General features: G+C 54.8%; 19 protein-coding genes. 13 read left to right on the top strand and 6 right to left on the bottom strand.

Going from position 1 to position 18,171, the window contains the following annotated elements; all coding sequences use genetic code 11:
• The first annotated feature begins 66 nt into the window (after positions 1–66).
• A complete protein-coding gene (gene tldD, locus O1724_RS20735; protein ID WP_126297092.1) occupies positions 67–1,512 on the top strand; it encodes a metalloprotease TldD in 1,446 nt (481 codons plus the stop codon).
• A 49-nt stretch (positions 1,513–1,561) separates the two neighbouring features.
• Here tldD and aaeR read toward each other — a convergent pair whose 3' ends face one another.
• The gene (gene aaeR, locus O1724_RS20730; RefSeq protein WP_126297093.1) at positions 1,562–2,488 is read right to left on the bottom strand and encodes an HTH-type transcriptional activator AaeR; all 927 of its coding nucleotides are present in this window, start codon (positions 2,486–2,488) and stop codon (positions 1,562–1,564) included.
• Positions 2,489–2,667: 179 nt separating this feature from the next.
• On the opposite strand from aaeR, the gene aaeX reads away from it, so the two are divergent.
• The 5 genes from aaeX (at position 2,668) to O1724_RS20705 (ending at position 7,643) form a co-directional block, all read left to right on the top strand.
• Positions 2,668–2,871, top strand: coding sequence for a p-hydroxybenzoic acid efflux pump operon protein AaeX (aaeX, locus tag O1724_RS20725; protein WP_003860416.1), 204 nt, complete (start codon positions 2,668–2,670; stop codon positions 2,869–2,871).
• A 7-nt stretch (positions 2,872–2,878) separates the two neighbouring features.
• Positions 2,879–3,811 (top strand): p-hydroxybenzoic acid efflux pump subunit AaeA, encoded by a 933-nt coding sequence (gene aaeA / locus O1724_RS20720; RefSeq protein ID WP_003860417.1) that lies wholly within the window; start codon positions 2,879–2,881, stop codon positions 3,809–3,811.
• 5 nt (positions 3,812–3,816) lie between these two features.
• Positions 3,817–5,784 (top strand): p-hydroxybenzoic acid efflux pump subunit AaeB, encoded by a 1,968-nt coding sequence (aaeB, locus tag O1724_RS20715; RefSeq protein WP_003860418.1) that lies wholly within the window; start codon positions 3,817–3,819, stop codon positions 5,782–5,784.
• A gap of 86 nt (positions 5,785–5,870) precedes the next feature.
• Positions 5,871–7,325, top strand: coding sequence for an NAD-dependent succinate-semialdehyde dehydrogenase (locus O1724_RS20710; protein ID WP_003860422.1), 1,455 nt, complete (start codon positions 5,871–5,873; stop codon positions 7,323–7,325).
• 45 nt (positions 7,326–7,370) lie between these two features.
• On the top strand, positions 7,371–7,643 hold the full coding sequence (locus tag O1724_RS20705; RefSeq protein ID WP_003860424.1) for a barstar family protein: 273 nt from the start codon (positions 7,371–7,373) through the stop codon (positions 7,641–7,643).
• Positions 7,644–7,702: 59 nt separating this feature from the next.
• Here O1724_RS20705 and yhcN read toward each other — a convergent pair whose 3' ends face one another.
• Positions 7,703–7,966: a peroxide/acid stress response protein YhcN gene (yhcN, locus tag O1724_RS20700; protein WP_003860426.1), complete on the bottom strand. Its 264-nt coding sequence runs from the start codon at positions 7,964–7,966 to the stop codon at positions 7,703–7,705.
• Positions 7,967–8,344: 378 nt separating this feature from the next.
• On the bottom strand, positions 8,345–8,815 hold the full coding sequence (gene argR, locus O1724_RS20695) for a transcriptional regulator ArgR (RefSeq protein WP_003860428.1): 471 nt from the start codon (positions 8,813–8,815) through the stop codon (positions 8,345–8,347).
• 397 nt (positions 8,816–9,212) lie between these two features.
• Between argR and mdh the strand changes: the two genes are divergently transcribed.
• Positions 9,213–10,151 (top strand): malate dehydrogenase, encoded by a 939-nt coding sequence (gene mdh, locus O1724_RS20690; RefSeq protein WP_003860429.1) that lies wholly within the window; start codon positions 9,213–9,215, stop codon positions 10,149–10,151.
• A gap of 51 nt (positions 10,152–10,202) precedes the next feature.
• Here the strand turns inward: mdh and degS are convergent, their stop codons facing one another.
• The 3 genes from degS to zapG form a co-directional block, all read right to left on the bottom strand.
• On the bottom strand, positions 10,203–11,270 hold the full coding sequence (gene degS, locus O1724_RS20685) for an outer membrane-stress sensor serine endopeptidase DegS (protein WP_003860430.1): 1,068 nt from the start codon (positions 11,268–11,270) through the stop codon (positions 10,203–10,205).
• Positions 11,271–11,362: 92 nt separating this feature from the next.
• Positions 11,363–12,730, bottom strand: coding sequence for a serine endoprotease DegQ (gene degQ, locus O1724_RS20680; protein WP_006812158.1), 1,368 nt, complete (start codon positions 12,728–12,730; stop codon positions 11,363–11,365).
• A gap of 170 nt (positions 12,731–12,900) precedes the next feature.
• Positions 12,901–13,299, bottom strand: coding sequence for a Z-ring associated protein ZapG (gene zapG / locus O1724_RS20675; protein WP_003860432.1), 399 nt, complete (start codon positions 13,297–13,299; stop codon positions 12,901–12,903).
• Between the two features lie 189 nt (positions 13,300–13,488).
• Here zapG and zapE point away from each other — a divergent pair, with 189 nt between their 5' ends.
• The 6 genes from zapE to nanR all read left to right on the top strand — a co-directional run bounded on the left by zapE (position 13,489) and on the right by nanR (position 18,076).
• On the top strand, positions 13,489–14,613 hold the full coding sequence (gene zapE, locus O1724_RS20670; protein ID WP_022651925.1) for a cell division protein ZapE: 1,125 nt from the start codon (positions 13,489–13,491) through the stop codon (positions 14,611–14,613).
• A gap of 292 nt (positions 14,614–14,905) precedes the next feature.
• The gene (gene rplM, locus O1724_RS20665; RefSeq protein ID WP_003860434.1) at positions 14,906–15,334 is read left to right on the top strand and encodes a 50S ribosomal protein L13; all 429 of its coding nucleotides are present in this window, start codon (positions 14,906–14,908) and stop codon (positions 15,332–15,334) included.
• Positions 15,335–15,349: 15 nt separating this feature from the next.
• The gene (gene rpsI, locus O1724_RS20660; protein ID WP_003860436.1) at positions 15,350–15,742 is read left to right on the top strand and encodes a 30S ribosomal protein S9; all 393 of its coding nucleotides are present in this window, start codon (positions 15,350–15,352) and stop codon (positions 15,740–15,742) included.
• Between the two features lie 307 nt (positions 15,743–16,049).
• Entirely contained in the window at positions 16,050–16,688 is a 639-nt protein-coding gene (gene sspA, locus O1724_RS20655) for a stringent starvation protein SspA (RefSeq protein WP_003860438.1), read from the top strand.
• Positions 16,689–16,693: 5 nt separating this feature from the next.
• The gene (gene sspB / locus O1724_RS20650; RefSeq protein WP_026080566.1) at positions 16,694–17,191 is read left to right on the top strand and encodes a ClpXP protease specificity-enhancing factor; all 498 of its coding nucleotides are present in this window, start codon (positions 16,694–16,696) and stop codon (positions 17,189–17,191) included.
• A gap of 102 nt (positions 17,192–17,293) precedes the next feature.
• A complete protein-coding gene (gene nanR / locus O1724_RS20645) occupies positions 17,294–18,076 on the top strand; it encodes a transcriptional regulator NanR (protein ID WP_022651924.1) in 783 nt (260 codons plus the stop codon).
• Positions 18,077–18,171 lie beyond the last annotated feature (95 nt).

The following is an 18,171-nucleotide window of genomic DNA, read 5'->3' as shown; positions in this document are numbered from 1 at the left end:
ATTGCCTCACTCTCAATAAATACGATCTTTATACCGCCCCGGGCGGCAACGAACGAGTAGCAATAGATGAGTCTGAACCTGGTAAGTGAACATTTGCTCGCAGCGAACGGCCTGAGCCATCAGGACCTGTTCTCCATTCTTGGTCAACTGACCGAACGCCGCCTCGACTACGGCGATCTCTATTTCCAGTCGAGCTATCACGAATCCTGGGTTTTAGAAGACAGCATCATTAAAGATGGCTCTTACAACATCGACCAGGGCGTCGGCGTGCGCGCCGTCAGCGGGGAGAAAACCGGTTTTGCTTATGCCGATCAGATTAGCCTCGCCGCACTTGAGCAGAGCGCGCAGGCCGCGCGCACCATTGTGCGTGATACTGGAGATGGTCGCGTGAAAACGCTGGGTGAAGTGCAGCACGCTGCGCTCTATACCAGCATCGACCCGCTGCAAAGCATGAGCCGCGAAGAGAAGCTCGACATCCTGCGTCGCGTGGACAAAGTGGCTCGCGCGGCGGATAAACGCGTGCAGGAAGTCTCTGCCAGCCTGACCGGTGTTTATGAACTGATCCTGGTGGCGGCGACGGACGGTACCCTGGCGGCGGATGTTCGCCCGCTGGTGCGTCTCTCTATCAGCGTGCAGGTTGAAGACGACGGCAAGCGCGAGCGCGGCTCAAGCGGTGGCGGCGGTCGTTTTGGCTATGACTGGTTCCTCGGCGACGTTGACGGCGAAGCGCGCGCGGATGCGTGGGCAAAAGAAGCCGTGCGCATGGCGCTGGTCAACCTGTCTGCCGTGGCGGCACCTGCCGGTATGCTGCCGGTGGTTCTGGGCGCAGGCTGGCCTGGCGTGCTGCTGCACGAAGCGGTCGGTCACGGCCTTGAGGGTGATTTCAACCGTCGCGGGACGTCCGTATTCAGCGGTCAGATGGGGCAGCTTGTCTCCTCCGAACTGTGTACCGTGGTGGATGATGGCACCATGCTCGACCGTCGCGGCTCGATTTCTATCGACGATGAAGGCACGCCGGGCCAGTACAACGTGCTGATCGAAAACGGCGTACTGAAAGGCTACATGCAGGACAAGCTTAACGCGCGCCTGATGGGCGTAGCGCCAACGGGTAACGGTCGTCGCGAATCCTATGCGCACCTGCCGATGCCGCGCATGACCAACACCTACATGTTGCCGGGCAAATCCACGCCGCAGGAGATTATCGAATCCGTTGATTACGGGATCTTCGCGCCAAACTTTGGCGGCGGTCAGGTGGATATCACCTCCGGCAAATTTGTCTTCTCTACCTCAGAGGCGTATCTGATTGAGAAGGGCAAAGTGACCAAAGCGGTGAAGGGCGCAACCCTGATTGGCTCCGGCATTGAGGCCATGCAGCAGATTTCCATGGTGGGTAACGATCTGAAGCTGGATAACGGCGTGGGCGTTTGCGGCAAAGAGGGCCAGAGCCTGCCTGTGGGCGTCGGTCAGCCTACGCTGAAAGTAGATAATCTGACGGTGGGCGGCACGGCGTAAATTTTCCCCCGCACCCTAACCCTCTCCTCAACGGGGAGAGGGGAAAAGCCTACTCTTTCCTTCTGCCCCGCATGCCCTGAAACAGCTCCGCCACTTCCACAAAATAGTCCGTCAGATAGTTAATACAGACCTGCACCTTCAGCGGCAGCTTGTCCTTTTCCGTATAGAGCGCGTACACCGGACGCGGATCGGACTGGTAGCGCGGGAAGAGGATCTCCAGCACGCCGCTGTTGATCTCGTTGATCACCCACATCAGCGGTACGTAGGCGATCCCGGCCCCGGCCACCAGCCAGCGTGAGATGGTCATCGGATCGTTGGTGACGAAGCGGCCTTCAGGCAGCAGTTTAGTGGAAAGCCCTTCCGGCGCGATCAGTTCAAATTCGTTATCTGGCCGAACGCTGTATTCCAGCCACGAGTGGTTGCTCAGATCGGCAGGTTTCTCCGGCACGCCATACTGTGCCAGGTAGCTTTTCGAAGCGCAGACCACCATCGGCATGCTGCCCAGTCGACGCGAGAACAGGCTAGAGTCCTGCAACGCGCCAACGCGGATCACCACGTCTAACCCATCGGCAATCAGGTCCGGTGCCGGAATGCCCGTAACCAGATTAACGGTTAAACCGGGATACTCTTTCAGCATTTCCGCCGTCATGGCAGCGAGAACATTTTGTGCCATAGTTGAAGAACACCCGATACGCAGCGTGCCGATAGGCGTGTTGTTAAAGGCATAGAGCTGCTCGTGAACGTCCTGCACTTCATGCAGCATTCGACGGCAGCCCTGATAGTAAATTTTACCCGCTTCCGTCAGCCCGATGCTGCGGGTGCTGCGGTTGAGCAGCTTCACCTGAAGCTCATCTTCCAGTTTTGACACTGTCTGGCTAATGGATGAGACGCTCATTTGTAGCTGACGTGCTGCGGCGGTAAAAGAGCCTTGCTCAACCACTTTCGCAAAGACGGACATGCGTTTTAGACGTCCCATTATTCACTCTGGCTTAAAAGTGATTTAGATCACATATGATAGATAACAGCATAACAGTTACGTTAATATATTATTAATTACATAACGGCTGCGCCACTCTCGCCCGGCAATTCTTGCTCTCCTGCGGCGGCGCGAGCTTAAAAATCCAGTAACCTGCACTCTCTTTAATCAAGGTCAACATGAGTCTGTTTCCCGTTATCGTGGTGTTCGGTTTGTCGTTCCCACCGATATTTTTCGAGCTTCTTTTATCACTGGCGATCTTCTGGCTGGTGCGCAAGGTGCTGGTCCCTACCGGGATTTATGATTTCGTCTGGCATCCTGCATTGTTCAATACCGCGCTGTATTGCTGCCTGTTCTATTTAATATCGCGCATGTTTGTCTGAGGTTGATGTGAAAACGCTAACAAGAAAAATCTCCCGCACTGCCATCACTATGGCGCTGGTCATCCTGGCGTTCATCGCTATTTTTCGCGCCTGGGTTTATTACACCGAATCCCCGTGGACGCGCGATGCGCGTTTCAGCGCGGAGGTGGTCGCGATAGCGCCCGATGTCGCCGGTCTCATTACGGCAGTCAACGTCCACGATAACCAACTGGTGAAAAAAGATCAGGTGCTGTTCACCATCGACCAGCCGCGCTATCAAAAAGCGCTGGAAGAAGCGGAAGCAGACGTGGCGTATTACAACGCGCTGGCCTCTGAAAAACGCCGTGAAGCAGGACGCCGTAACAAGCTGGGCATCCAGGCCATGTCCCGGGAAGAGATTGACCAGTCCAATAACGTGCTGCAAACCGTGCTGCATCAGCTGGCAAAAGCGCAGGCGACGCGCGATCTGGCGAAGCTCGATCTGGAACGTACCGTTATCCGCGCCCCGTCCGATGGCTGGGTGACCAACCTCAATGTCTATGCGGGCGAGTTTATCACGCGCGGCTCTACGGCCGTGGCGCTGGTGAAACAGAACTCTTTCTACGTCCTCGCCTATATGGAAGAGACCAAGCTGGAAGGCGTGCGTCCGGGCTATCGCGCCGAAATCACGCCGCTCGGCAGCAACCGGGTCCTGAAGGGAACCGTGGACAGCGTGGCCGCGGGGGTGACCAACTCCAGCAGTACCAATGATTCAAAAGGGATGGCGACCGTCGATTCTAACCTCGAGTGGGTTCGTCTGGCGCAGCGCGTACCGGTACGCATTCGTCTGGATGAGCAGCAGAGCAACCTCTGGCCCGCAGGCACCACGGCGACGGTGGTGATCACGGGTGAAAAAGACCGTGATGCCAGCCAGGATTCTATCTTCCGTCAAATCGCCCATCGCCTGCGCGAGTTTGGTTGATCGCTATGGGCATTTTTTCCATCGCCAGCCAGCACATCCGCTTCGCCGTGAAGCTGGCATGCGCCATTGTGCTGGCGCTGTTTGTTGGCTTCCATTTCCAGCTTGAAACGCCGCGCTGGGCCGTTCTGACCGCCGCGATCGTCGCCGCCGGTCCTGCCTTCGCGGCGGGTGGCGAACCTTACTCCGGGGCAATTCGCTATCGCGGGATGCTGCGTATTATCGGCACCTTTATCGGCTGTATCGCCGCCCTGACCATTATCATCCTGATGATCCGCACGCCGCTGCTGATGCTGATTGTATGCTGTATCTGGGCGGGTTTTTGCACCTGGGTCTCTTCGCTGGTGAAGGTGGAGAACTCGTACGCCTGGGGTCTGGCGGGATATACCGCGCTGATTATTATCATCACCATTCAGAGTGAACCGCTGCTTGCTCCGCAGTTCGCCGTGGAACGTTGCAGCGAGATTGTCATTGGTATCGTCTGCGCGATTGTCGCAGACCTGCTCTTCTCTCCGCGATCCATCAAGCAGGAAGTCGATCGTGAGCTGGACGCGCTGATTGTTGCTCAGTACCAGCTCATGCAGCTGTGCATTAAGCACGGCGACAGCGAAGAGGTCGACAAGGCCTGGAGTGCGCTGGTGCGCCGCACGCAGGCGCTGGAAGGGATGCGCAGTAACCTCAATATGGAGTCTTCCCGCTGGGAGCGGGCCAACCGTCGTCTGAAAGCGATCAATACCGTCTCGTTAACGCTGATCACCCAAGCGTGTGAAACCTACCTGATTCAGAACACCCGCCCCGAAGTGGTAACGGATACTTTCCGCGAACTGTTTGATGAGCCTGTGGAGACGGTGCAGGACGTGCATCGACAGCTTAAACGCATGCGTCGTGTGATTGCGTGGACAGGAGAACGGGATACGCCAGTCACCATTTATACCTGGGTAGGCGCCGCAACGCGCTACCTGCTCCTGAAACGCGGCGTGATTAGCAACACCAAAATCAGTGCGGCGGAAGAAGAGGTGTTACAGGGCGAAGTGGTGATCAAACCTGAATCCGCCGAGCGCCATCATGCGATGGTTAACTTCTGGCGTACCACCCTGGCCTGTATACTCGGCACGCTGTTCTGGCTGTGGACCGGCTGGACGTCTGGCAGCGGCGCGATGGTGATGATTGCCGTCGTCACCGCGCTGGCGATGCGTCTGCCCAACCCGCGCATGGTCGCGATCGATTTTCTGTACGGCACCATTGCGGCGTTACCCATTGGCGCGCTCTACTTCCTGGTGATTATTCCCTCGACGCAGCAAAGCATGCTTTTGCTCTGCATCAGCCTGGCGGTGATGGCGTTCTTTATCGGGATTGAGGTACAAAAACGCCGTCTGGGATCGTTAGGCGCACTGGCGAGTACGATTAACATCATCGTGCTGGATAACCCGATGACCTTCCATTTCAGTCAGTTCCTGGATAGCGCACTAGGTCAGCTGGTGGGCTGTTTCCTGGCAATGATGGTGATCCTGCTGGTGCGGGATAACTCTCAGGCGCGGACAGGGCGCGTGCTGCTGAATCAGTTTGTATCGGCCGCCGTATCGTCCTTGACCACCAACACCGCGCGGCGCAAGGAGAACCACCTGCCGGCGCTCTATCAGCAGCTGTTCCTGTTGCTGAATAAATTCCCGGGCGATGTCGCCCGCTTCCGCCTGGCGTTAACCATGATTATCGCGCACCAGCGTCTGCGGAACGCGCCAGTGCCGATCAACGACGATTTGTCCGCCTTCCACCGCCAGCTACGGCGCACGGCGGACCATGTGATATCGGCATCCAGTGATGACAAACGTCGCCGCTACTTTAAGCAACTGCTGGAGGAGCTGGATATCTACCAGGAGAAACTGCGGATCTGGGAAGCGCCGCCGCAGGTTACCGAGCCGGTAGAGCGGCTGGTGTTTATGCTACACCGCTACCAGAATGCGCTGACAGACAGCTAACGAAGAGAAAACCGACGCCAAAAGCGTCGGTTTTTTTGTGGCTATACTTATTCTTGCAGGTTCAAACATTCAGGAAGGGAGGACACATGACAACCCAGGCTCTTCAGGACAGTATTCTTTTTCAGACCGGGTATCTGGTCAACGGTATCTGGAAAACACTCGACACCACGTTTGATGTGCTAAACCCGGCCACGGGCGAGGTCATTGCGAAAGTGGCGAAAGCAGGAAAAGCCGAAACCGAAGAGGCCATTGTGGCCGCGACGAAGGCCTTTCCCGCATGGCGCGCAAAAACGGCAAAAGAGCGTTCCGCGATCCTCTATCGCTGGTATGAACTGATTATCGAGAACAAAAGCTGGCTCGGGCGGCTGATGACTACCGAGCAGGGCAAGCCGCTGAAAGAGGCTGAAGGTGAGGTGGACTACGCTGCCAGCTTCATTCAGTGGTTTGCCGAGCAGGCCAAGCGCGCCAACGGTGAAATCATTCCTCCGGTTAAACCTGGCTCCCGTATTCTGGCCACTCGTGAACCTGTCGGGGTGGTTGCTGCTATCACGCCATGGAATTTCCCGATGGCTATGCTCACCCGTAAGCTCGGCCCGGCGCTGGCAGCAGGATGTACCGGCGTGATCAAACCTGCAAACAACACGCCGCTGAGCGCCTTTGCGCTGCTGACGCTGGCGAAGCAGGCCGGTGTGCCGGATGGTGTGCTGAATGCGGTCGCGGGGAGCACCTCAGAAATTAGCGACGCCATTATGGCCAGCCATGACGTGCGCAAAATCTCGTTTACGGGTTCAACCGCCGTCGGGAAAACGCTGGTTCGCAATTCCGCAGAGACCATGAAAAAGGTATCGATGGAGCTGGGCGGTAATGCGCCGTATATCGTTTTCGAGGACGCGGATATTGATGCCGCCGTCAAAGGCGCGATCGCCAATAAGTTCCGTAACGCCGGGCAGGTCTGCGTCAGCGTAAACCGTTTCTATATTCAGGAGACGGTCTATGACAAGTTCGTCAATCAACTTGCCGATGCGGTGAAGGCGCTGAAGGTGGGTAACGGTCTGGACGAGGGCGTCGTTGTCGGCCCGCTGATTGAGCCTTCGGCTGTCGAGAAAGTGCGTGAGCACGTCGAAGATGCGGTAGCGAAGGGCGCCACGGTGCTGGCTGGGGGTAAACCGCACGAACTTGGCGGCAACTTCTGGATGCCAACCGTACTCGGTGACTGCCATGAAGGCATGAAGCTGGCAGAAGAGGAGACCTTTGGTCCCGTAGCCGCCTGCTTCCGCTTCACGTCGGAAGACGAAGTGGTTATGCGCGCTAACAATACGCCTTACGGGCTGGCGGCCTACTTTTATACCCAGAATCTTTCGCGCGTGTTCCGCGTCTCACAGGCCATTGAGAGCGGCATGATCGGAATTAATGAATGTGCGGTCTCGACCGAACTGGGTCCGTTTGGGGGCGTAAAAGAGTCCGGGCTGGGCCGCGAGGGGTCCGTGCTGGGGCTGGAGGAGTTTCTGGAAGTTAAAACCCTGCATATCGGGGGATTATAATAGACAGGGCGGCATTTGCCGCCCGCCTGTACCGGGTGGCTGGCAATGAAAATTTATACCTTTGATTTTGACGAAATTGAGAGTCAGGAAGACTTCTATCGCGAGTTTATTCGGGCGTTCGACCTGGAGCGGGGCAGCGTAAGCAATCTTGATATGCTGTGGGATGTGGTTACCGGCGACAGGCTGCCGTTACCGCTGGAAATCGAATTTACCCATCTGCCTGAAAAACTGCGCAGACGCTTTGGCGCATTGATTTTATTGTTTGATGAAGCGGAGGAGGAGCTGGAAGGGCAACTGCGTTTCAACGTGCGCCAGTGATAAAAAAGCCCCTGACCGGGAGGTCAGGGGCAAGTCGTATGATGAGATACGACGAGGGTTTATTTGTACAGTTCTGCGGTAGCGTGCCAGTGGTCGCCACTGCGCGCTTCGATGATGCGATAAGATGACGCACCCTGTTCTTCCGCTTTTTTGTTCAGCATTTCGTGCATGTCCATCGGAGACGTACCGATGGCACCAACAGAAACAGTCCCGATAGCCTGACGGGATTGTGCCTGTTCGGCATTAATGGTGTCGGCTGCAAACGCACCGAATGACAGGACTGACAGTACGCTCAGGGTAGCTACAGTGGTTTTAATTTTCATGATTATTTACCTCGTCAATTATTTTACTGGGGTCTTTGTTCTGTGACCCCGATCACAAAATCAAGTATACACTAATCACGCTAAAAATTAATACCAGGCTAATGGTTTACCCTGTTATTACGTGTTAAAAAAATCATTTTTTATAACGCGAATGCATAAAAAGGAGCGCCACAATGCGAGGTTTATGGTTTTTTCTTTTCTAAATCAAAGGGATAGATCAATTTGATTTTTTGTGCGGTTTTGCGGCAGATCATTCACTGAATGAATGTTAACAGGCGGTAAAAAGCACTATTTGCAAAAACAGCAGGCAGAGAAAAGCAGGGTAAAACGCGGAAGCAGCAGAATGATCCCCGCAGTCAGGCGCTACGGGGCAGACAATTACAGCTCCTGTTCGAACAGGACCAGAATCGCTTCGTAGAGGTCTTTCACCGAGAAACCATTTGCCGGGGTGGTAAAAATGGTGTCATCACCGGCGATGGTTCCGAGTATCCCCTCTGCTTTACCCAGCGAGTCCAGCAGGCGGGCAATCAGCTGGGCTGCGCCCGGGCTGGTGTGGATCACGACCACGGCATCGTTATAGTCGATGTCCAGAACCAGGTTTTTCAGCGGGCTGGAGGTCGTTGGCACGCCAAGTTCAGCAGGCAGGCAATAAACCATTTCCATTTTGGCGTTGCGCGTACGCACCGCTCCAAACTTGGTTAACATGCGAGAGACCTTCGACTGGTTGATGTTGTCGAAGCCTTGTTCCTGCAACGCCTGAACAATTTCTCCCTGAGAACTGAATTTCTCTTCTTTGAGTAGCGCTTTAAACGCCTTCACTAATTCTTCTTGCTTAGACGAGCTTCGCATAAGTCACCCGGAATATGACGATAGAAACAACATTATTATGCATGTGGATGAATTTTTATGCAAATTATCTACCTGACGCCAGGCTGAAATAATGTTATGAAAGGGAGAGATTTTATCAGATTTCGTTATCGGAAAACATGCCTGGGTCACGCCGCGCAAATAACCTTAAAAGTAAATTAAATGTTATCAAAATGATGTTGTTTTGGTGGCGTGGCAGGGTGTATTGTAACCCCCTCTTAATTCGTTGTTGCCTACAGCCCGATAGTATTCAGGTGAAGGTGAAAGACGTGCGACCTCAAATTCTTTAGCGATGAAAATTGTAATTAATGACGTGCTGAATTATGGTCGCCGCAACGGAGTTACAGATACTTAAGTTAACCATAATAAGGAGTTTAGGATGAAAGTCGCAGTCCTCGGCGCTGCTGGTGGTATCGGCCAGGCGCTTGCCCTACTACTGAAAACCCAACTGCCTTCAGGCTCAGAACTCTCCCTGTACGATATTGCTCCGGTAACCCCAGGTGTGGCGGTTGACCTGAGCCACATCCCGACAGCTGTGAAAATCAAAGGCTTCTCCGGTGAAGATGCGCGTCCTGCGTTGCAGGGTGCCGACGTGGTGCTGATCTCCGCGGGTGTTGCACGTAAACCGGGTATGGATCGTTCAGACCTGTTCAACGTCAACGCGGGCATCGTGAAAAACCTGGTTCAGCAGATCGCTGAAACCTGCCCGAAAGCGTGCATCGGTATCATCACCAACCCGGTGAACACCACCGTTGCCATCGCAGCAGAAGTACTGAAGAAAGCAGGCGTTTACGACAAGAACAAACTGTTCGGCGTAACTACGCTGGATATCATCCGCTCCAACACCTTCGTGGCTGAGCTGAAAGGCAAGCAGCCAACGGAAGTGGAAGTGCCGGTTATCGGCGGTCACTCTGGCGTGACCATCCTGCCTCTGCTGTCGCAGATCCCGGGCGTGAGCTTCACCGAGCAGGAAGTGGCTGACCTGACTAAACGCATTCAGAACGCAGGCACCGAAGTGGTGGAAGCGAAGGCGGGTGGCGGTTCTGCAACCCTGTCTATGGGTCAGGCGGCGGCACGTTTCGGCCTGTCTCTGGTTCGCGCGTTGCAGGGCGAAAAAGGCGTTGTTGAATGCGCCTATGTTGAAGGCGACGGTGAACACGCGCGCTTCTTCTCTCAGCCGCTGCTGCTGGGTAAAAACGGTGTTGAAGAGCGTAAGTCTATCGGCACGCTGAGCGCGTTTGAGCAAAACGCGATGGAAGGCATGCTGGATACGCTGAAGAAAGACATCACGCTGGGCGAAGAGTTCGTTAACAAGTGATCTTGTCCCGGTAAAAAAAACGGAGCGCTAAGCTCCGTTTTTTTATGCCCGTCAGTTAGTGGCCGGGTATTCCTGGATGGTGACCTGGATCGTCAGCTTCTTGTCATTACGCATGACTTCAACAGGGATGATGGAGCCCGGGCGAATCTCAGCCACCTGGTCCATGGTTTCCAGCGCAGAGACCGCTGGCGTACCGTTGACGGAAAGGATAACGTCGTTCACCTGGATACCTGCATTGGCCGCCGGGCCGCCAGGCGCCACTTCGTTGACCACAATCCCCTGGATCTGATCGATACCACCGCCCTGCGTATGCATCGGTGCGATTTCACGCCCACCAATACCGATGTAGCCACGGATCACGCGGCCATCGCGGATCAGCTTGTCCATGATCTTGGTCGCCAGCTGGAATGGAATGGCAAAGCCAATCCCTTCCGGTGTTTCGCCGTCGTTGCTCTTGTCGAAGGAGAGGGTGTTAATGCCCATCAGTTCGCCCAGAGAGTTCACCAGCGCACCGCCGGAGTTACCGTGGTTGATAGAGGCATCGGTTTGCAGGAAGTTCTGCCGCCCTGACGGGTTCAGGCCGATTCGACCGGTCGCGCTGATGATCCCCTGAGTGATGGTCTGGCCCAGGTTGTACGGGTTACCGATCGCCAGTACCACATCGCCGATATGCGGCGTTCGTTTGCGATTAATCGGGATAGTCGGCAGACCGCCGGTGGCGTTGATCTTCAGCACCGCCAGATCGGTCAGGCTGTCCGACCCCACCAGCAGGGCTTCAAACACGCGGCCATCCTGCAAGGCGACGATAATCTGGTCGGCATCGTTAATGACGTGTTTATTGGTGATGATGTAGCCCCGGTCATCCATGATCACACCGGAACCGAGCGTGCGGATCTCCAGCTGGTTATGAGCAGAACTGTTAAGCCCGCGGTTATAGACGTTAACCACGGCGGGGGCGGCACGGCGTACCGCCTGATTGTACGTCGCAGGCGTTTCATCCGTGCTGTCGAACTGAGGAGCCGACAGTTTGTTGAACTGGCGTAAAGATGGCATAGCCACCAGCAGCAGACCGGCAACGATCAAACCAATGACAATTGAACGAAAGAGCTTTAAAAGCATGATGCGTGTGTCGTTAAAAAAGGAACGGTTTGCAGCATAACATGAGTTATCCGGACATCACACGCAGCGGCGATGCCCGGAGTCGCAAATGGTTAACGCAGTAAAATGTAGAGGGTATCGTTGCCACGGATAATTTGCAGGGCAATGACCGCCGGTTTACTCTCCAGCACCTTACGCATTTCGGCAATAGACTGCACGCGAGTACGGTTCACGCCCACGATCACGTCGTCCTGATGCAAACCTGCCTGCGCGGCCGGGCTGCTCTTCTCAACGGTAGTGACAGAAATGCCTTTCGTGCCGTTTTTAAGCTGACCGTCGCTCAGCGTAGCGCCCTGTAGAGCCGGGGAGATCTGTTCTGCGCTGGCGGAAGAGGAGGTGCTCTTGTCCAGCGTCACTTCCACGGTCAGCGGTTTGCCCTCGCGGATCAGGCCCAGCTTCACTTTAGCGCCAGGCTCCGTGGTGGCAATACGCGAACGTAATTCAGCGAAGCTGCTCAGCGGTTTATCGTTCAGGCTGACAATAACGTCACCGGATTTCACGCCCGCTTTCGCAGAGCCTGAGTTGGGCAGCACTTCGCTGACAAACGCCCCGCGCTGGACGTTGAGCTTAAAGGCTTTGGCGATATCGGCGCTCATCTCCATGCCTTTGATGCCCAGCAGACCGCGCTTAACCTCGCCAAACTGAATCAGCTGTTGAGACAGAGTTTTCGCCATGTTGCTCGGAATGGCAAAACCAATCCCGATGCTGCCGCCGCCTGGCGCGAGGATAGCGGTGTTGATGCCGATCAGCTCACCGTTCAGATTAAGCAGCGCACCGCCGGAGTTGCCCCGGTTGATGGAGGCATCGGTCTGGATGAAATTTTCCAGCCCTTCGAGATTCAGGCCGCTGCGCCCCAGGGCGGAGACAATTCCGGAGGTGGCGGTCTGGCCTAAGCCGAACGGGTTACCGACCGCGACAGCAAAATCACCGACGCGCAGCTTATCGGAATCAGCAATGGCGATCTGGGTCAGGTTGCTGGGGTTTTGTACCTGTAGCAGGGCGATATCACTCTGATCGTCACCGCCGATCAGTTTGGCGTCAAACTCCCGGCCATCGTTCAGCTGAACGCTGATTTTATCGGCCTGGCTGATCACGTGGTTATTGGTCAGGATATAGCCCTTAGCCGCGTCGATAATTACCCCTGAGCCCAGACCTTCAAACGGCTGAGCCTGCTGATCCGGCGCGTCTTCGCCAAAATATTTCTTCAGCTCTTCGGGAATACGCTGGCTTTGGCGTGCCGTCCCTTCCACCTGAACGCTGACTACCGCAGGCAGGACTTTTTCAAGCATCGGCGCAAGGCTGGGAATGGCTTCTTGTCCAGGCACCTGCGAAGGCAGTGCCGCACTGGCGGGGAAGGACGCCGAGAGAGATAACCCGACACTTAACGCTAAGGCGCTCAACAGCTGGTTTTTTTTCTTCATCGATGCTGACTCTCGTATCCTGGAATGAAAAAGAACGGCCCCAAAAACATCTTGATGTTATTGAATTTTCAACCGCTGAACAATGAGGTGTTTGACTAAATAATAGCTGGGGACGGGAAGAAAGGACGGGCGCATAAGGTGCGCCCGTAAAATTTATTCAGGTTGTGCGATTAATCGCGTTTTACGCCACCGCGCAGCAGGCCGGACGCGCCGTCTGAATAGTCGCGTGGCATCTGAACCGGTGCCTGATCGTTACCGGCTTCAGAATCAGCCAGACGATTGCGGAAGGGGTTGGTCTCCGCGGTCATTTCCGGCAGCAGGCTGCTGGAGCTTTTCGCCATGTGCTGGTAGAGCTGGCGATAATCTGTCGCCATGTTGTCCAGCAGCTCAGCGCTACGGGCAAAGTGGCTGACCAGCTCTTCGCGATATTCTTCCAGTTCGGCTTTGTTCTTTTCCAGTTCGTATTGCAGTGACTGCTGCTGACGCAATTTGCGGTTACCGAAACGCATGGCCACAGCACCAATGATGATGCCGACGACTAAACCGATTAGCGCATATTCCCAGGTCATGAACTTCTCCCGTTGTCTTGTTGTTCCGTAGGGTGTTGGCTCGGCTCCTGCCTGTGCCTGATTATGCCACTATAACCGCTATTTCCGCAGAAGTGGAATCCTGACGTATCATCGCGTAGTGTAGAACGGCCTTTTTTTCATCAGCCACGCGCGCTGGTGAGGTTTAACTAAAGGAATAACAACAACATCATGCAAAACCTGTCCCCTTCATCGCGTTACCAACTGGCCCTGAGCGAGGGCACACACCAGCCGGATGATGTCCAGCGTGAAGCGGTTAACCGCCTGGACACGATTTATCAGGAAATTCTGGCGAAACCCGCCGATGCGGTGCAGAGCAGTGGGCTGAAGGCGGCATTCGGCCGTTTACTGGGCAAAAAAGAGCCCACGGTAAACGCACCGGTTCGTGGATTATATATGTGGGGTGGCGTTGGGCGGGGTAAGACCTGGCTGATGGACATGTTCTACCAGAGCCTGCCCGGCACGCGTAAGCAGCGTCTGCACTTTCACCGTTTTATGCTGCGGGTCCATGAAGAGCTGACGGCGCTCCAGGGCGAAACCGACCCGCTGGAGATTGTGGCCGATCGCTTCAAGGCGGAAACGGACGTGCTCTGCTTCGACGAGTTCTTTGTTTCCGATATTACGGATGCCATGCTGCTGGGGGGCCTCATGAAAGCGCTGTTTGCGCGTGGGATCACCCTGGTGGCGACCTCAAATATCCCGCCGGATGAGCTTTATCGCAATGGTCTTCAGCGGGCGCGTTTCCTGCCAGCCATAGATGCCATTAAACAGCACTGCGACATCATGAATGTCGATGCCGGCGTCGATTATCGTCTGCGCACATTAACGCAGGCGCACCTGTGGCTTTCACCGCTGAACGCCGACACAGCCAGCGAGATGGATAAACTGTGGCTGGCGCTGGCAGGGGCGCCGCGGGATAAGGCGCCAGCGCTGGAGATTAATCATCGCCCGTTGTCGACGCTTGGCGTAGAGAACCAGACGCTGGCCGTCTCGTTTGCAACGCTCTGCGTGGACGCCCGCAGCCAGCATGACTACATTGCGCTTTCACGTCTGTTCCATACCGTTATGTTGTGGGATGTGCCCGTTATGACCCCACTCATGGAGAGCGAAGCGCGCCGCTTCATCGCGCTGGTAGATGAGTTTTACGAGCGCCACGTTAAGCTGGTGGTCAGCGCCGAGGTGCCTTTATATGAGATCTATCAGGGCGAGCGCCTGAAGTTTGAGTTCCAGCGCTGCCTGTCGCGCCTGCAAGAGATGCAGAGCGAAGAGTACCTCAAGCGTGAGCATATGCCGTAATAAATGCGCCCCTCTCCCCGTGGGAGAGGGGCTGGGGGTGAAGGCACCAGACCGCACAGTACGCAACCCCGAAAAACCCATTCCAAATCACATTTAAGGGTCGATCTTTGACCTCAACTTCTCTATAATCTTGCGACCCCACGTTACGAGAAGGTTTTTTTCCCGAAACTTTCTATGTGTCGGCATGTGCTATTCGAAGGGGTAGGTTTGCCGGACTTTGTCGTGTGAACCTCAACTGACTAAACGTTTGGGTGTTCACCAACGTGTAACTTATTATTTGGGTAAGCTTTTAATGAAAACTTTTACAGCTAAACCAGAAACCGTACAGCGCGACTGGTATGTTGTTGACGCGACCGGTAAAACTCTGGGCCGTCTGGCTACTGAACTGGCTCGTCGCCTGCGCGGTAAGCATAAAGCGGAATACACTCCGCACGTTGATACCGGTGATTACATCATCGTTCTGAACGCTGACAAAGTTGCTGTTACCGGCAACAAGCGTACTGACAAAATGTACTACCACCACACCGGCCACATCGGTGGTATCAAAGAAGCGACCTTTGAAGAGATGATTGCCCGCCGTCCTGAGCGTGTGATTGAAATCGCGGTTAAAGGCATGCTGCCAAAAGGCCCGCTGGGTCGTGCTATGTTCCGTAAACTGAAAGTTTACGCAGGCAACGAGCACAACCACGCGGCACAGCAACCGCAAGTTCTTGACATCTAATCGGGATTATAGGCAATGGCTGAAAATCAATACTACGGCACTGGTCGCCGCAAAAGTTCCGCAGCTCGCGTTTTCATCAAACCGGGCAGTGGTAAAATCGTAATCAACCAGCGTTCTCTGGAACAATACTTCGGTCGCGAAACTGCCCGCATGGTAGTTCGCCAGCCGCTGGAACTGGTTGATATGGTAGAAAAACTGGATCTGTACATCACCGTTAAAGGTGGTGGTATCTCCGGTCAGGCAGGTGCGATCCGTCACGGTATCACCCGCGCTCTGATGGAGTACGACGAATCCCTGCGTTCTGAACTGCGTAAAGCTGGCTTCGTTACTCGTGACGCGCGTCAGGTTGAACGTAAGAAAGTGGGTCTGCGTAAAGCACGTCGTCGTCCACAGTTCTCCAAACGTTAATCCATTCTGCTTACGCAGAACGATTGGCGAAAAACCCGCTTCGGCGGGTTTTTTTATGGATAATACGCAGGTTATCCACAGTAACATTTCATATATCTTCTCTTTTTCCACATTTCCGGAATCCCCTCACCACAAAGCCATCAAAATCTGGTAAACTATCATCCAATTTTCTGCCCAAATATCGGTGAATACTCGATTTTTGTTCGATTCTTGAACAATGTGTCTTCTCTGGGATGGGCGATACATCATCTGGCTGGCCCCGTTGGGCTGGTAGCAGTAAAAATTCTGAATATACCTGGAGGTTTTCATGGCTGTCGCTGCCAACAAACGTTCGGTAATGACGCTGTTTTCTGGTCCTACTGACATTTATAGCCATCAGGTTCGTATCGTGCTGGCCGAGAAGGGTGTCAGTTTTGAGATCGAGCATGTGGAAAAGGATAACCCGCCTCAGGATCTGATCGATCTCAACCCGAGCCAAAGCGTACCGACGCTGGTGGATCGCGAGCTGACCCTGTGGGAATCCCGTATCATTATGGAATACCTGGATGAGCGTTTCCCGCATCCGCCGCTGATGCCTGTTTATCCTGTTGCGCGTGGTGAAAGCCGCCTGTACATGCAGCGTATCGAGAAAGACTGGTACTCGCTGATGAACGTTATTGTCAACGGTTCCTCTTCTGAAGCGGATGCTGCACGTAAACAGCTGCGTGAAGAGCTGCTGGCGATTGCGCCGGTATTTGGTCAAAAGCCTTTCTTCCTGAGCGACGAGTTCAGCCTGGTAGATTGCTACCTGGCTCCGCTGCTGTGGCGTCTGCCAACCCTGGGCGTAGAGTTCAGCGGTCCTGGCGCGAAAGAGCTGAAAGGCTACATGACTCGCGTCTTTGAACGCGACTCTTTCCTGGCATCCTTAACTGAACCGGAACGTGAAATGCGTCTCGGCCGAGGCTAATGACTGTGGAAATGTCACAACTTTCACCACGCCGTCCGTATCTGCTGCGCGCCTTCTATGAATGGCTGCTGGATAACCAGCTCACGCCGCACCTGGTTGTGGATGTGACGTTGCCGGGCGTGCTGGTTCCAATGGAATACGCGCGCGACGGACAGATTGTACTGAATATTGCGCCACGCGCAGTGGGTAACCTGGAGCTGGCGAACGACGAAGTGCGCTTTAATGCGCGCTTCGGCGGCGTGCCGCGTCAGGTTTCCGTGCCGCTGGCAGCTGTGCTGGCTATCTACGCCCGTGAAAACGGTGCGGGCACCATGTTTGAGCCGGAAGCGGCTTATGATGAAGAGGTTGCCAGCCTGAATGATGATGAGGCATCCGATGAACGCGAAAGCGACACGGTAATGTCTGTCATCGATGGCGATAAACCCGATCATAATGACGACACCGATCCGGATGACGAGCCACCACCACGCGGTGGTCGTCCCGCACTGCGCGTTGTGAAATAAACAAACAGGCCCGACGGGCCTGTTTTGCTTTCCGTCCCTTTTCGCCCCCTCTAATTTCCTGTGTTATGATGAACTGTTTTCCTTCAATGGCACCGGACTGCAATGAAACCGACTGATCTTAAAGCTGAAAACTCTGATGAAACCATTGGCCGCAGCCTGCGCCGTCGGCCGCTGGCGCGCAAAAAACTGTCTGATATGGTGGAAGAAGAGCTGGAGCAGATGATCCGTCGGAAGGAATTTGCCCAGGGAGAGCAGTTACCCTCCGAGCGCGAACTGATGGAGTTCTTCAACGTGGGTCGCCCCTCGGTGCGCGAAGCGCTGGCGGCGCTAAAGCGTAAAGGGCTGGTGCAGATTAACAACGGTGAACGTGCCCGCGTAACCATGCCGTCTGCCGATACCATCATCAGTGAATTGTCGGGAATGGCGAAAGACTTTCTGACCCAGCCCAGCGGTATTGCCCATTTCGAGCAGCTTCGCCTGTTCTTTGAATCCAGCCTTGTTCGTTATGCCGCAGAATATGCCACTGACGATCAGATTGCGCAGCTCACAAAAGCCCTGGAGATCAACAGCCAGTCCCTGGATGACAACACGCTATTTATTCGTTCCGATGTCGATTTTCACCGCGTGCTGGCGGAGATCCCCGGCAATCCGATCTTCAATGCGATCCACGTTGCGCTGCTTGACTGGTTAATTGCGGCGCGTCCTAAAGTGCCGGACGCAGAGCTTTATCAGCATAATGAAGTCAGCTATCGCCAGCATATCGCAATTGTGGATGCGATCCGCCGCCGCGATCCCGATGAAGCGGATCGGGCGTTGCAAACTCACCTTAACAGCGTCTCCGCCACCTGGCACGCTTTCGGCCAGCATTCAAAAGCCAAAAAATAACGATCCTTTAGTGAAGCAGATCGCAATATAAGCGTTCTGTATTCCACTGCTGCTTAATTGATCTGGTATAACAGGTATAAAGGTATGTCGTTATA

This window comes from Enterobacter cloacae complex sp. HYC074_NIDB (assembly GCF_056673345.1).
This window is presented reverse-complemented; position numbering and strand designations above follow the sequence as displayed.

Bases quoted from the DNA above. Each gene is read 5' to 3' on its own strand.
- argR (WP_003860428.1), bottom strand. From the start codon at position 8,815: ATGCGAAGCTCGTCTAAGCAAGAAGAATTAGTGAAGGCGTTTAAAGCG.
- yhcN (WP_003860426.1), bottom strand. From the start codon at position 7,966: ATGAAAATTAAAACCACTGTAGCTACCCTGAGCGTACTGTCAGTCCTG.
- tldD (WP_126297092.1), top strand. From the start codon at position 67: ATGAGTCTGAACCTGGTAAGTGAACATTTGCTCGCAGCGAACGGCCTG.
- degQ (WP_006812158.1), bottom strand. From the start codon at position 12,730: ATGAAGAAAAAAAACCAGCTGTTGAGCGCCTTAGCGTTAAGTGTCGGG.
- sspA (WP_003860438.1), top strand. From the start codon at position 16,050: ATGGCTGTCGCTGCCAACAAACGTTCGGTAATGACGCTGTTTTCTGGT.
- O1724_RS20710 (WP_003860422.1), top strand. From the start codon at position 5,871: ATGACAACCCAGGCTCTTCAGGACAGTATTCTTTTTCAGACCGGGTAT.
- rpsI (WP_003860436.1), top strand. From the start codon at position 15,350: ATGGCTGAAAATCAATACTACGGCACTGGTCGCCGCAAAAGTTCCGCA.
- zapE (WP_022651925.1), top strand. From the start codon at position 13,489: ATGCAAAACCTGTCCCCTTCATCGCGTTACCAACTGGCCCTGAGCGAG.
- aaeB (WP_003860418.1), top strand. From the start codon at position 3,817: ATGGGCATTTTTTCCATCGCCAGCCAGCACATCCGCTTCGCCGTGAAG.
- rplM (WP_003860434.1), top strand. From the start codon at position 14,906: ATGAAAACTTTTACAGCTAAACCAGAAACCGTACAGCGCGACTGGTAT.
- O1724_RS20705 (WP_003860424.1), top strand. From the start codon at position 7,371: ATGAAAATTTATACCTTTGATTTTGACGAAATTGAGAGTCAGGAAGAC.
- degS (WP_003860430.1), bottom strand. From the start codon at position 11,270: ATGCTTTTAAAGCTCTTTCGTTCAATTGTCATTGGTTTGATCGTTGCC.
- nanR (WP_022651924.1), top strand. From the start codon at position 17,294: ATGAAACCGACTGATCTTAAAGCTGAAAACTCTGATGAAACCATTGGC.
- zapG (WP_003860432.1), bottom strand. From the start codon at position 13,299: ATGACCTGGGAATATGCGCTAATCGGTTTAGTCGTCGGCATCATCATT.
- aaeX (WP_003860416.1), top strand. From the start codon at position 2,668: ATGAGTCTGTTTCCCGTTATCGTGGTGTTCGGTTTGTCGTTCCCACCG.
- aaeR (WP_126297093.1), bottom strand. From the start codon at position 2,488: ATGGGACGTCTAAAACGCATGTCCGTCTTTGCGAAAGTGGTTGAGCAA.
- mdh (WP_003860429.1), top strand. From the start codon at position 9,213: ATGAAAGTCGCAGTCCTCGGCGCTGCTGGTGGTATCGGCCAGGCGCTT.